General features: G+C 62.0%; 13 protein-coding genes. 2 read left to right on the top strand and 11 right to left on the bottom strand.

The genetic code is table 11. From position 1 onward, the window contains the following. Positions 1–212: 212 nt before the first annotated feature. Positions 213–731 (top strand): GcrA family cell cycle regulator, encoded by a 519-nt coding sequence (locus tag BN69_RS12030; RefSeq protein WP_014891890.1) that lies wholly within the window; start codon positions 213–215, stop codon positions 729–731. 18 nt (positions 732–749) lie between these two features. On the opposite strand, the gene phoB is transcribed toward BN69_RS12030, so the two are convergent. The 11 genes from phoB to BN69_RS11975 form a co-directional block, all read right to left on the bottom strand. Beyond that, complete coding sequence (gene phoB, locus BN69_RS12025) at positions 750–1,496, bottom strand: phosphate regulon transcriptional regulator PhoB (protein ID WP_014891889.1); 747 nt, start codon at positions 1,494–1,496, stop codon at positions 750–752. Beyond that, the gene (gene phoU / locus BN69_RS12020) at positions 1,493–2,206 is read right to left on the bottom strand and encodes a phosphate signaling complex protein PhoU (RefSeq protein ID WP_014891888.1); all 714 of its coding nucleotides are present in this window, start codon (positions 2,204–2,206) and stop codon (positions 1,493–1,495) included. Before phoU ends, phoB begins: the two co-directional genes overlap by 4 nt. Before the next feature lie 24 nt (positions 2,207–2,230). Further along, positions 2,231–3,016 carry a phosphate ABC transporter ATP-binding protein PstB gene (gene pstB / locus BN69_RS12015; RefSeq protein ID WP_014891887.1) on the bottom strand — a complete coding sequence of 262 codons (786 nt, stop codon included), beginning with the start codon at positions 3,014–3,016 and terminating at the stop codon, positions 2,231–2,233. Continuing rightward, positions 3,013–3,855, bottom strand: coding sequence for a phosphate ABC transporter permease PstA (gene pstA, locus BN69_RS12010; protein ID WP_014891886.1), 843 nt, complete (start codon positions 3,853–3,855; stop codon positions 3,013–3,015). The genes pstB and pstA overlap by 4 nt, the downstream gene beginning before the upstream one ends. 12 nt (positions 3,856–3,867) lie before the next feature. Beyond that, the gene (gene pstC / locus BN69_RS12005) at positions 3,868–4,857 is read right to left on the bottom strand and encodes a phosphate ABC transporter permease subunit PstC (protein WP_051013453.1); all 990 of its coding nucleotides are present in this window, start codon (positions 4,855–4,857) and stop codon (positions 3,868–3,870) included. Between the two features lie 147 nt (positions 4,858–5,004). After that, entirely contained in the window at positions 5,005–6,054 is a 1,050-nt protein-coding gene (gene pstS, locus BN69_RS12000) for a phosphate ABC transporter substrate-binding protein PstS (RefSeq protein ID WP_014891884.1), read from the bottom strand. A 149-nt stretch (positions 6,055–6,203) separates the two neighbouring features. Beyond that, the gene (locus BN69_RS11995) at positions 6,204–7,301 is read right to left on the bottom strand and encodes an ATP-binding protein (RefSeq protein WP_014891883.1); all 1,098 of its coding nucleotides are present in this window, start codon (positions 7,299–7,301) and stop codon (positions 6,204–6,206) included. Beyond that, a complete protein-coding gene (locus tag BN69_RS11990) occupies positions 7,298–8,371 on the bottom strand; it encodes a lysylphosphatidylglycerol synthase domain-containing protein (RefSeq protein ID WP_041926961.1) in 1,074 nt (357 codons plus the stop codon). Before BN69_RS11990 ends, BN69_RS11995 begins: the two co-directional genes overlap by 4 nt. Before the next feature lie 288 nt (positions 8,372–8,659). Further along, positions 8,660–8,929, bottom strand: a complete 270-nt coding sequence (locus tag BN69_RS11985; RefSeq protein ID WP_014891881.1) for a hypothetical protein — start codon at positions 8,927–8,929, stop codon at positions 8,660–8,662. 128 nt (positions 8,930–9,057) lie between these two features. Continuing rightward, on the bottom strand, positions 9,058–10,230 hold the full coding sequence (locus BN69_RS11980; RefSeq protein WP_158491316.1) for an O-antigen ligase family protein: 1,173 nt from the start codon (positions 10,228–10,230) through the stop codon (positions 9,058–9,060). Between the two features lie 321 nt (positions 10,231–10,551). Further along, entirely contained in the window at positions 10,552–10,998 is a 447-nt protein-coding gene (locus BN69_RS11975) for a hypothetical protein (RefSeq protein WP_148277106.1), read from the bottom strand. A 749-nt stretch (positions 10,999–11,747) separates the two neighbouring features. Here BN69_RS11975 and BN69_RS11965 point away from each other — a divergent pair. Next, complete coding sequence (locus BN69_RS11965; RefSeq protein ID WP_014891877.1) at positions 11,748–12,506, top strand: polysaccharide biosynthesis/export family protein; 759 nt, start codon at positions 11,748–11,750, stop codon at positions 12,504–12,506. The last annotated feature ends 9 nt before the right edge of the window (positions 12,507–12,515 follow it).

Here is a 12,515-nt window from a genome sequence, read left to right as displayed (position 1 = left end):
AAGCCTGTTGAGAACGCCAGCGCACGCTTGCCAGCGCGACTCGCGCATGATTCAAAGTAAATAGAAAGTTTCTAGTCGGCGCCCGCGTAGTTCGTTTGGGCGTGTTCTCTCGAGTGTTGATGCGCAATCACATCGCCGCAGGGCTTCAGGCCTGCGCTGCGGTCGGAAGAACCATCCGAGCCGCGCTCGACCCGAAAGAATGGAGAAGCCTGATGTCATGGACCGACGAACGCGTCGAACTGCTCCGCAAGCTCTGGACCGATGGTCTAAGCGCCAGCCAAGTGGCGGCTGAACTTGGACCGGGCATCACCCGCAACGCTGTGATCGGAAAGATCCATCGTCTCGGACTCGCCGAACGCGCCAAGACGGCGAGCGCGCAGCGGCCGCGCGCGGCCAAAGCTCCTCGCCCGACGCACCCGCGCATGAACGGCGTCGCCTCGCACGGCAATCTGGCGCTCGCGTTCACGCCGCATGCGCTGGCGGCGCCGCGGCTTGCGCCTGAAGAAGAAGTGGTGATCCCGATTTCGGAGCGCGTCACGATCATGGAGCTCCGCGAATCCATGTGCCGCTGGCCGATGGGCGATCCGACGTCGCCGGAGTTCCGCTTCTGCGGCTGCAAGTCGACTGTTGGCGGCGGGCCGTATTGCGCCTATCATGCGCGCGTCGCCTATCAGCCGGCCCAGGATCGCCGCCGCGCGCGCGATCAGCTCCGAACGCAGCGCTACGCGTAATCTGCGTCGGCGGACGCGTCACTCGTGTCCGAAGGTTTCGTCGAAGGAATAGCCCGCGCCGCGGACCGTGCGGATCGGATCCTTCTCGCGGCCGCGGATCAGCGCCTTGCGGAGCCGTCCGACATGGACGTCGACCGTGCGCTCGTCGATCTCCGCCGACATGCCCCAAACGCTGTCGAGCAGCTGCGCGCGCGTGAACACGCGTCCGGGCTTCTCCATAAAATATTCGAGCAGCCGGAATTCGGTCGGACCGAGGTGGATTTCGCGGGCGGATCGCCGCACGCGACGGGTGTCGCGGTCGAGGTCGATATCGCCGAGAGTCAGCCGTGAGGCGACGCGCTCGGGGCGCGCCCGGCGCAGCAGCGCGCGCACCCGCGCCATCAGCTCCGGAGTCGAAAACGGCTTGACGACATAGTCGTCGGCGCCGACGGAAAGACCGCGCACGCGCTCGCCTTCCTCGCCCCGCGCGGTCAGCATGATGACAGGCATGTCTCTGGCGCTGTCCCGCGCGCGCAGGCGTCGGCAGATTTCAAGTCCGGAAACGCCGGGCAGCATCCAGTCGAGAATGACGAGATCCGGCGGCGACTCCGCGAGCCGCAGCTCGGCTTCGTCGCCATTGTCGACATGCTCGACCTGATAGCCTTCAGCTTCGAGATTATACACGAGCAGCGTCGCGAGCGACGTTTCGTCCTCGACGACGAGGATGCGCGGCGCCCGATCGCTTTTCCCGCTCCGCTGTAAAACGGCGGACGTCACGTCACTCATTGGGCCGCCTCATCCTTCCCGAAGTCGGCGACGCGCGATTTTGGCCGCTCTGTAGGCATCGCCTCGCCGGTGACGAGATAAACGATCGTCTCCGATATATTCGTTGTGTGATCGCCGATCCGCTCCAGGTTCTTTGAGCAGAACAGCAGATGCGTGCAGAAGGATATATTGCGCGGATCCTCCATCATGAAGGTGAGCAGATCGCGGAATACCGAGTCCTCCAGCGCGTCGAGATCGGAATCGTTCTGCCACACCGCGCGCGCCCGCTCGGTGTCGCGCAAGGCGTAGGCGTCCAGCGCGTCCTTAAGCTGCATCGCGGCGATTTCGTGCATCGACTTTAGACCGACGATCGCGCGCGGGACGCGCGCCTCCGACACGATCTTGAGCGTTCGCTTGGCGATGTTCTTGGCGAGATCGCCGACGCGTTCGATGTCGCCGGAAATACGGATCGCGGCGATGCATTCGCGCAGATCGACGGCGAGCGGCTGTCGGCGCGCGATGGTGAGAATGGCGTTCTCTTCGATTTCTCGCTGCAGCGCGTCGAGCCGCGGATCGCTGGAGACGACCCGATGGGCGAGGTCGACGTTGAAGCCGGAGAGCGCATCCATCGCCTCCGCCAGCATCTTCTCCGCGACGCCGCCCATTTCAGCGATGCGACGTCCGAGCGCCTCAAGGTCGCGGTCGTAGGATTTAACAATATGATCGCTCATGAGCGCCGTCCTTGAATCGCTGGTTTAGCCAAAACGGCCGGTGATGTAGTCGAGCGTCCGCTTTTCCTTCGGCTTGTTGAAGACGTCGTCCGTTTCGCCGAATTCGACGAGCTCGCCGAGATACATGAAGGCGGTGTAGTCGGAGACGCGCACCGCCTGCTGCATGTTGTGGGTGACGATTGCGATCGTGTAGCGGTGGGTGAGCTCGTCGATGAGCTCCTCGACTTTCGCGGTCGAGATCGGATCGAGCGCCGAACACGGCTCGTCGAACAGGATGACTTCCGGCTGCACCGCGACGCTGCGCGCGATGCAGAGGCGCTGCTGCTGTCCGCCTGAGAGGCCGAGACCGCTCGTATGCAGCTTGTCTTTCACCTCGTCCCAAAGCGCTGCGCCGCGGAGCGCGCTTTCGACGCGCGCGTCCATGTCGGCGCGCGACAGCTTTTCATACAGCCGAATGCCGAATGCGATGTTTTCATAGATCGACATCGGGAAAGGCGTCGGCTTCTGGAAAATCATGCCGACGCGCGAGCGCAGGGCGTTGAGATCGATCGCCGGGTCGAGGATGTTCTCGCCGTCGAGCAGCACCTCGCCCTCTGCGCGCTGACCCGGATAAAGATCGTACATCCTGTTCAACACGCGCAGCAGGGTCGACTTGCCACAGCCGGAAGGCCCGATAAACGCCGTCACCTTGTTGGTGCGCAGCGGCAGGCTGATGTTCTTGAGCGAACGATCCGCGCCGTAATAGAAATCGAGGCAGCGGACCGAAACTTTCGTTGGCGGCTCTTTGGTGGCTTGGACAGCGGCGTTCATTTCGGTTTCCTCCGGCCGGCGCTGAGCGCGCGCGCGGCGATCGATAGGGCAAGAACAGCGACAGTGATGAGCAGCGCGCCCGTCCAGGCGAGTTGCTGCCAGTCTTTGTACGGCGATAGCGCGAACTGGAAGATGACGACCGGCAGACTCGCCATCGGCGCGGCAAGATCGGTGCTCCAGAACTGGTTATTGAGCGCAGTGAAAAGCAGCGGCGCCGTCTCGCCCGAGACGCGCGCCACCGCGAGCAGCACGCCGGTGATGAGGCCGGCTTTTGCGGCGCGGTAGGCGACCTTCCCGACGACATGCGCGCGTGGGGCGCCAAGCGCGGTCGCCGCTTCGCGCATCGATCCCGGCACGAGCAGCAGCATGTCCTCGGTCGTTCGCACGACGACAGGGACGACCAACAGCGCCAGCGCCACGGCGCCGGAGATCGCCGAGAAGTGGCCCATCGGATGCACCAGAATGGTGTAGACGAAGAGGCCGACGACGATCGACGGGGCGCTAAGCAGGATGTCGTTGATGAAGCGCACGACCAAGGTCAGCTTCGTATAGCGTCCATATTCCGCCATGTAGGTGCCGGCCAGCATGCCGAGCGGCGTGCCGACCGCAACGCCGATCGCGGTCATGACCAGCGAGCCGGCAATGGCGTTGAGCAGTCCTCCGGCGCTGCCGGGAGGCGGCGTCATTTCGACAAAGACCGCCGGCGACAGACCGCGGACGCCTTCATAGAGAAGCACCCCAAGGATCACAAAAAGCCAGGACAGCCCGAAAATCGCCGCGACCCAGCAGAGCGTCGTCGCGATGGAGTTTGCGCTGCGTCGAGATGCATAAAGAGACATGAAGCGCCTCCCTTACGCCGACTTCTGTTCGATGCGCATCAGCATGTAACGCGCGGCCGCCAGAACGACGAAGGTGATGAAGAAGAGGATGAGGCCGAGTTCGATCAGCGCCGAGGTGTAGAGATCGCCGACCGCCTCGGTGAACTCATTGGCGATCGTCGCCGAAATCGTGGTGCCGGGCGCGAGCAGCGACCCGGAAATCTTGTGCGCATTGCCGATGACGAAAGTGACCGCCATCGTCTCGCCCAGCGCGCGTCCCAGTCCAAGCATGACGCCGCCAATCACGCCGACGCGCGTGTAAGGGATGACCACGTAGCGCGTCACTTCCCATGTCGTGCTGCCGATGCCCCAAGCGGCTTCCTTCAGCACCAGCGGCACCGTTTCGAAGACGTCGCGCGAGATCGAGGCGATGAAGGGCAGCACCATGATCGCGAGAATGAAGCCCGCGGTCAGCATGCCGATGCCGTAAGGCGGGCCGGCGAACAGCGTCGAGAACACCGGGATATCGCCAAAGGCGGCGATCAGCGCAGGCTGGACATGCGACTGGAGAAACGGCGCCAGAACGAAGAGGCCCCAAATGCCGTAGATGATCGACGGAATTCCGGCCAGCAGCTCGATCGCGGTGCCGATCGGCCGACGCAGAACATAGGGGCAAAGCTCGGTGAGGAAAATCGCGATGCCGAGGCCGACGGGCACGGCGATCAGCATGGCGATGATCGACGTCATGACCGTGCCGTAGATCGCCGGCAGCGCGCCGAAATTCTCGGTGACCGGATTCCAAGCGTCTGAGAATAGGAAACCTATCCCGAACGCGCGTATCGCCGGCAGAGAGCCATGCACAAGAGAGACAATGACCCCGCCTAGTATAAGGAGAACGACCACGGCCGCGGCGCGGGTCGTTTGGAAGAAGATACGGTCGGTTCGGGCGATGCGCGCCAGAACTCGCGTACGATCTATCGCCACCTCGCGGGCAGCCGTCTGCTCCAACACAACATCAGACACGTCGACTTCTCCGCCTGACAAACGCCGATCTGTCTCGACCTCGAGCATTCCGGCCAACCCCACCATTCTCGCCAAGAGCTACGCCCAACCTCGGAGCGGCGCGCATTCGCGCCGCTCCGGATGATCATTGCGGCGTGAACGCGCCGGCTAATGCCACAACTGCTTGCCGTCGTCGTTCTTGAACTCGGTCGCCCAGGTCTTCTTGATCTGAGCCACGACGGCGTCGGGCATCGGAACATAGTCAAGCTCCTCCGCCAACTTGTCGCCAGTCGCGGTATACGCCCAGGCGAAGAATTTCAGCGCCTCGGCCGAGACCGCTGGATCGGCGGGCTGCTTATGCATCAGGATGAAGGTGGCGCCCGCGATCGGCCATGATTTGGGGCCGGGTTCGTCGGTGAGGATCACATAATAGCTGTCGGAATTGGCCCAGTCCGCGCTTGCGGCCGCCGCCTGGAAGCTGTCCGCATTCGGCGCGACAGGCTTGCCGGCCTTGTTGACCACCTTGGTGAAGGTCATCTTGTTCTGTTTGACATAGGCGTATTCGACATAGCCGATCGCGCCCTTGGTGTTGATGACGTTGTTCGCTACGCCCTCATTGCCCTTCGCGCCGATGCCGACCGGCCATTCGACTGACGTGTTGGCCCCGACCTTGTTTTTCCAGACATCGCTGACTTTCGAAAGATAGTCGGTCCAGATGAAGGTTGTTCCCGAACCGTCCGAGCGATGCACCACGACGATCGGCAAATTCGACAGCTTCATTTTGGGATTGAGTTTCTTGATCGCGGGATCGTCCCACTTGGTGATTTCGCCCAAGAAAATCTGGGCGAGGACCGGACCGTCAAGAACCAGTTCGCCAGGCTTCACGCCCTCGAGATTGACGACGGGGACGTCTCCGCCGACGACCGTCGGAAACTGCACGAGTCCGGAAGACTTCACATCGTCCGGCTTCAGCGGCATGTCGGACGCGCCGAACGTCACGGTTTTAGCCTTGATCTGCTTGATGCCGCCGCCCGAACCGATCGACTGGTAGTTGAGCCCGTTGCCGGTCTCTTTCTTATAGGCGTCGGCCCATTTGGCGTAGATCGGATAGGGGAAGGTCGCGCCGGCGCCGGAAATGTCTATGGCGGCGGCCCCGCCGCACATGATGGCGAGCGCCAACGCCGCGCCAGCGCCGCGCCTGAAAATCGTCGAGATCATTTGAGGGTCTCTTTTGCTCGAGAATGGACTTGCGATGCGCCCCGCGTCATCACGCGGCAGAAACTACTGGTCCGACAACAGCTTTTTGTGACAAAAATATTACAGTATGATGACAGCAAATGCCGTTTTATTTTAAGTGCTTATCAGATTTAGGCTGAATCGCTCGCCGGCAGTATGACGCGAAACAGCGTTCCCTCGCCAAGCGCGGACTCTATTCCGAGCCGGCCGCGGTGGCGCAGCACGATATGTTTGACGATGGCGAGGCCCAGTCCGGTGCCGCCCTTGGCGCGGCTCTTGCCGGCGTCGACCCGATAGAAGCGCTCCGTCAGACGCGGAATATGCTCCGGCGCGACGCCGGGACCATAGTCGCGCACCGAGAGAACGACGAGCGCCCCCTTGCGGGCCAGCGAGATGTCGATGGGCCTGCAGCCGCCGTCGTCGCCGCACCCGTATTTCAGGGCGTTCTCCACGAGATTCTCGATGACCCGGGCAAGCTCGTCCCGATCTCCAGGCGCGACGACGTTCGGCTGCAGATCGAGATTGATGGCGACGCCCCTGTCTTCGGCCATTTGCGACAGCGTGTCGACGATATGCGCGACGAGCAGCGTGAGATCGACGGGCGTGGCGGGCCGCAGATGCATGTGCTGCTCGATGCGCGACAGCGACAGCAAATCATCGACGAGGCGCGCCATCCGCTGCGCCTGTTCGCGCATGATGCCGAGGAATTTGTTGCGGGTGACGGCGTCCTCGCGCGCCGGACCTTGCAAAGTTTCGACAAAACCCAGCAGCGAGGCGAGCGGCGTGCGCAGTTCATGGCTGGCGTTGGCGACGAAGTCGACGCGCATGCGCTCGACGCGCCGGGATTCGGTCAGATCGCGCAGGCTCACGACGGCGGCCGCCTCGAACCCTTCGATCTGCATCGGCGCGACATGCGCTTCAAACCAGCATTCGACCGGCAGGCGTTCGACCCAGACGGTCTTCTCCGTCTCGCCTCCGGCGAGCACGCGCGCCACAGCGTCCAGCATGTCGGGCGAGCGAAGGCTGCGGGAGAGCGGTTCGCCCGGCCGAATGGCCGGCGAGAGCGCCTGCGCCGCGGCATTGACGGCGGCGACATGGGTTTCGGAGTCGATCACGAAGATCGGCTCCGGGAGCGCGTTGATGACGGGCGCCAGGAGATCTATCGCCTGGTCGCGCCATTTGAGGCGCTGGGTCGACAGGGTCGTGGCGACTGGTCCGGCGCCGTTCAATTCAAGCGCTCCTCCAAAATGCGCGCGATCGCATCCCGCAACGTCGCCCAGCGGCGCGCGCCCTCATCGGCGCCGAGAAGCGCAAGCGCGACAACGAATGGAATAAAATAATAGATCATGCGAAACAGAAGCAGCGACGCCAGAATGCTTTCATGCGACGCCGCCGGGATGGCGTGCAGCATCGTCGCCTCAAAGACGCCGATGCCGCCCGGCGCATGGCTGATCACGCCGAGGATGCAGGCGACGACATAGACCGCGACGAATGGCACGAAGTCCAGCGGGACGCCCTCGGGAAGCAGCACATAGAGCGCGCCCGAGGCGCAGCACAGGTCGGCGACCCCAAGCGCAAACTGCGCCGCGGTCGGGATAAAACCCGGCAACTCCAGCGCGTGGCCGCGAAGTCGAATCGTGCGGCGGTCAACCGTCACCCAGGCGAAATAGAAGAGAACGCCGGCGAGTATGAGAACGCCGGGAATGATGTGAAGGAAGGCCGGCAAGCCGTCGAGCGTCTCAAGCGCCGCCGCGCCATAAATAAAGCCTATCCCCATCACCAGCGTCATCCCGAGCCAGAACGTGACGCCGGCGAAAACCGTGATGTTGGCGACCTGCAGCGCGCTCAACGCGACGCGAGAGTAAATCCAGTAGCGCACGGCCGCGCTGGTGATGACGGGAAATCCAAGGTTGAAGGAAATGGCGTAGCTTGCGAAGGACGCGAGCGCGGCGACCCTGTACGGCGCGCGCGTTTTCATATGATAAAGAGCGACGACGTCGTAACCCGTCAGAAAGAGATAGGAGAGCGCGGAGAGGGCCAACGACGCTAAAATCTGCGCGCCGCTCGTCGCGCGAAAAGCATTCAGCAAATCGGCGTAGCTGAGACTTGAGAGCGTTCGGCCAAGAATATAAGCGGCGAGCGCAAAGACGGCGAGACTGGCCGCCACGCCCAGCGCGCCCAGCGCGCCTCTCGGCAGCCGTTGGCGCAGCGACTCGAAAAATCCGCCGCTTGCTTGTGGCCTCGCGACGGGCAGCCCCGGCGTTGCGGCTTCGAACACGTCGTTATTGCGCGGAGTCACGTCGCCCTCGCGCCCAACGTCCGAATCTCGTAGCCTTCAATGCACAACCCTCGCACTCGTCATATCGCTTGAAGCTTGCCTTTGTCTTCTTGCAAGCGTCATCCGGTTCAATCCCTCGATCATGTCATGGCGATGACTGGCGTTGCGACGATTGACGTGGCGATGACTAGCACGATCCCGGTCGCTTGCGCCTCTTAAAAAGTTGGCGCTCCGCGATGCGACGTCAAGCCCGCGCCTGCAGGCATGATGCTCGCCCAGAGCGTCGAGCCCGTGACCCGTCGCCTGCTCTCACCACGTAAAGCGTCTGCTTGGCAATGCCGCGCCGCCGATCGCCACGCTCTTGAGCATCTGAAAATTGAGCACATGCTCATCGAATATTGAGCGTATGAAGAGCGCCATCTGGTTCTGCGGACCGTCGCATGGCTGATCGCGCGTGACGAGATGCCGATCAGTCGTACCCGATATCGCCGCCGGCCTTAGCGACGAGCCGAGCAGGTCGGACGTCATGAGGTCGGACGTCAGGATCAAGAACTGGCGCATCGACATGACGTCGAGCATTTGGGATCAACTGTCGCGAACACGGCGGTCGCAGCGCACATCGCCGATCCAATCCGAATTGGGGCGGGCGATCGATTACAACGACGTCATGTGTTCGGCGACCAAGGCGGGCGCGGAGTCCTTACGACTCACGACGTTCTATGACGCCCGGCCGTCCGACTCGCTCGCTTTGTCTCAAAAGGCGCTGGCGTGGTACGATTTGCCGCTCCCGTTTTGCCCCAGCCGGGGGGCGCAGTCAGAAGCGCGCAGGCGACCGCGAATATTGAGAGATTGGCGCTCGTTCGTAAGGGAAAATCAACCAGCGAGTGGACCGAGAGCAGCACGATCGAGATCGTCGCCGCGCGGGGTAGCAAAACGTCGATCGGGGCGACCCCTTCTTCTATAGGCTGGCGCCAGACGTCGATTGCGCGGCGAAAAATCCAGACGAACATGACCCCGATGAGGAAGACGCCAACGACGCCTGTTTCCGCCCAGATCTCTGCAAGATCGTTATGGGCGTGGTTGACGTAAACATTCGCGATGAGATCCCTTGGATGCTCGAACATCGCGAATAATGGCACAAAAGCGCCGGCCCCGGCGCCGAGCGGCGCGACCGACAACCCAGCCGATATGGTTTTTCCTGCGAGGGCTACGCGTTGGAGCACGTCTAGGCTCCCCCCAAGACGGGAAGCCAGCCGACTGATCGCATAATTGGATATGAGAAGGGTAGCTGTTGCGCCGATGACGGCGACGGCGAGGCCAGCGCCGGAAACAATTCCCGCTGACCGCCTCTCACGCCATAGGAGCAAGGCGGCCCCGACCAGAGCGACAAAAATCAGCGCGATGCCTGCACGCGAGCGGGCCATGACTTCGGCTATTAGCAGGATGATGGAGACGCAAGCGCCAAGCAAGAGCGCCATGAACGCGTTCAACCGCGTCTCCGACGACTGCCTTCTCAGCGCATCGTGGCTAAGGCTCAGGACCCAGGCGCCGACGAAGGGCACGGAGGCATAAAGCAAAGCCGCGAAGTGATCGCGATTGGCAAAAAATCCTACCGCTTCGGTGCTGGTCCCTTCATAGAATCTCAGCGGACTGTCGGGTCCGCCGCTGATTTGCGCGAGCCCGAGAAGCGCGTTCAACACCGCGCCAGCGAGTGCGACAAGCGTCAGAAGACGACGCTCCTTTGCGCCAAGAGCGAGCGCGCACAGGAAAACCGACAGAGCAGGAATGAGGGAAAGCGCCACGAGCCATGAGGCGTCCGGCCTCAGGCTGACGCTCCGCCATGTGGATTCGCCTCCGACGAGCTTTAAGGCGGAAACCACAGGCTCCCTCCCCGGGAGATGGGTCCAAATGATCGGGGGAAGCGGAACCAACTCCAGCAGAGCCAATACGACGACCGCCGCGCAGAAAAGGACAGGCCCTCGGGAGAGTCGAGGGGCGTCCCGGTCCAACTGCATCCATAATCCCGCGAAGATGAGGGGCAGGCAGAGAACTTCGAGAATGATCTCGGATAAAAAGCCGTAACCCGCGCCACCCCCAAGCGCCAAACATGCGAGTAGGCCAACGGCGCAAAAATAAAAGAGCGGGCGAACCCGCTCTTTTTCAACCTGGTGGGCGACCATTCCAGAGACGGCCATCTTTTACTACTGACAGATCACACCCGTGCCGCGGCTCAGCGGAATCAACGCGGCGGAGCATCCGTTGCCGTTGTTCGACAGCGCGAATGCGGCCGCGATGCCGCCGCCGAAGAGCAGCACCGTGCCGCCGGCCAAGAGGTAAGGGTTCGTGCCGCCGCCGGCCCCGTCGTTGAACTGGGCGTTGAAGGAGCAGGGAGACGCGGACGGAACAGTCGTAACGCCTTGCGCCAATTTCATACGACAGCCATCTGCGTAAAGGAGATGGGCGGAGCCGCCCTTGCTCACCATAATGCGATCGCCGGGCGCCAGGTCGGTCGGACTGGTCTGCGCGGAAAAGCCCGACCCGCGATTGACCTTGATGCCGCCCGCAATATTCTCGATGGTCGCTGCGCCCGCCGGGCAACTCGCAATGACCGAAGCTACCATACCAATTGCCACAAAAACCTTATTCATAGCTGTCTCCATCCGAAAGACGCCCACAATTCAGACGACCTCATTCCTCAGGTCTTCTCGAAGCCCCCTGCTTCCCCACAATGCAGCTACGACTATTCGCTACAGAACGGAATTGTGCAAGACCGTAGTTCGGCCAACCGCGCGTTAAATCTAAGCCTTAACCGGGTTAAGCGGTTGGCGGAGACGAACTAAACGTCCCAATTTCAGGCGCTTCTCACAGGTGTTGTACGAATGCAACATCGCGGCGTCTTTTGGTTTCATCTCTCTAAGGATAAGAAATAGTTAGCCCGCTCGCGTCCAGGCGCCCTCGCTGCGAACTGCTGCGCCAGCCCGGCGCGAGCCGTCTCGCCCCCTTGATCGCGGCAAAGGTCGCTTTATCGCGGCAAAGGTCGCTTTCGCCTTGCGCGCCGGTGCATGCGTGAGGCGCCTTCGCTTCGTCGTCGATCGCTTCTGACCCGCAGCGAAAGCCCATGCCGCCGTCAGAGAAACTCCCCTCAAGCGGCTATCCGGAATTTGCGAAGCCAGCTGTAAGTTTACGCCGAATTCCGCTTCTTGCCTCCTCCGCGGGACTCCTCTCCAGCTCGCCGCCATATTCTGGCCACCAACGCACTTAATTAAGTTCTTTCATTAATGTTAGTTGGCGAGGGGCGGCGCGAAAAGCATCGGTTGGCGCCACTCGGCGCGCTCCATGACTTCTGTCCGTCGAGCCGCTAATGCCGGCGGCCCAGGCATGGCTAGGCAGGTGACTTATGATAGTTTTAAACCTTTGCCCATGGTCGATCCGAACCGCTAGCGCGCTGTGCCCCGCCGTTCTTTTCGGTTTGGCGGTTTTGCTGGGAGGTTGCAACGGTTATTCCGGCGACGACGCGTCGCCCCTGTCGGCGGAGCCGGATCGCGCCAAGCTCGCGCAGTTCGCGGATCGCTATGGAAGCGCCTCGAATCGCAAAAGCGCCGGTTACAAGATCGGTCCGCAAGACGTCTTGGAAGTCACAGTCTTCAAAGTGCCGGAACTCTCGAAAAGCGTCCAGGTCACTGAAAACGGCATGGTCAATCTGCCCTTGATCGGCGAGGTTTCCGTATCGGGAAAGACGGCGAACGGCCTTGAGCGCGACCTCGAGGGGAGACTGGGCGCAAAATATGTGAAGTCGCCGCAGGTGTCCGTATTCATCAAGGAATACAATAGTCAGCGCGTGACCATCGAGGGCGCCGTGAAAAGACCAGGCGTCTATCCTGTCCGCGGAAATGACAGTTTGATGCAGACCATCGCGCGCGCTGAGGGACTGGATCGGGAGGTCTCCTCGACCAACGTCGCGATCTTCCGCGACGGTGGGCGACAGATGCTTCGTTATGACGTCGCCCAAATTCGTTCCGGCGCCGTCGCCGACCCCGAAGTTCAAATGGGGGACGTAATCGTTGTCGAAGACTCGTCAACGAAAGCGGCGTTTCAATATCTCAAGGCGTTGACTCCCGTAGCTAGCCCACTCGTTCTGCTGGGAACAGCGCTGTAGCTCAGGCCT

This window comes from Methylocystis sp. SC2 (assembly GCF_000304315.1).
Taxonomy (GTDB): Bacteria; Pseudomonadota; Alphaproteobacteria; order Rhizobiales; family Beijerinckiaceae; genus Methylocystis.
This window is presented reverse-complemented; position numbering and strand designations above follow the sequence as displayed.

Excerpts from the sequence above, each read along its gene's own strand:
- BN69_RS12030 (WP_014891890.1), top strand. The coding sequence starts at position 213 with ATGTCATGGACCGACGAACGCGTCGAACTGCTCCGCAAGCTCTGGACC.
- phoB (WP_014891889.1), bottom strand. The coding sequence starts at position 1,496 with ATGAGTGACGTGACGTCCGCCGTTTTACAGCGGAGCGGGAAAAGCGAT.
- phoU (WP_014891888.1), bottom strand. The coding sequence starts at position 2,206 with ATGAGCGATCATATTGTTAAATCCTACGACCGCGACCTTGAGGCGCTC.
- pstB (WP_014891887.1), bottom strand. The coding sequence starts at position 3,016 with ATGAACGCCGCTGTCCAAGCCACCAAAGAGCCGCCAACGAAAGTTTCG.
- pstA (WP_014891886.1), bottom strand. The coding sequence starts at position 3,855 with ATGTCTCTTTATGCATCTCGACGCAGCGCAAACTCCATCGCGACGACG.
- pstS (WP_014891884.1), bottom strand. The coding sequence starts at position 6,054 with ATGATCTCGACGATTTTCAGGCGCGGCGCTGGCGCGGCGTTGGCGCTC.
- BN69_RS11985 (WP_014891881.1), bottom strand. The coding sequence starts at position 8,929 with ATGCTCGACGTCATGTCGATGCGCCAGTTCTTGATCCTGACGTCCGAC.
- BN69_RS11975 (WP_148277106.1), bottom strand. The coding sequence starts at position 10,998 with ATGAATAAGGTTTTTGTGGCAATTGGTATGGTAGCTTCGGTCATTGCG.
- BN69_RS11965 (WP_014891877.1), top strand. The coding sequence starts at position 11,748 with ATGATAGTTTTAAACCTTTGCCCATGGTCGATCCGAACCGCTAGCGCG.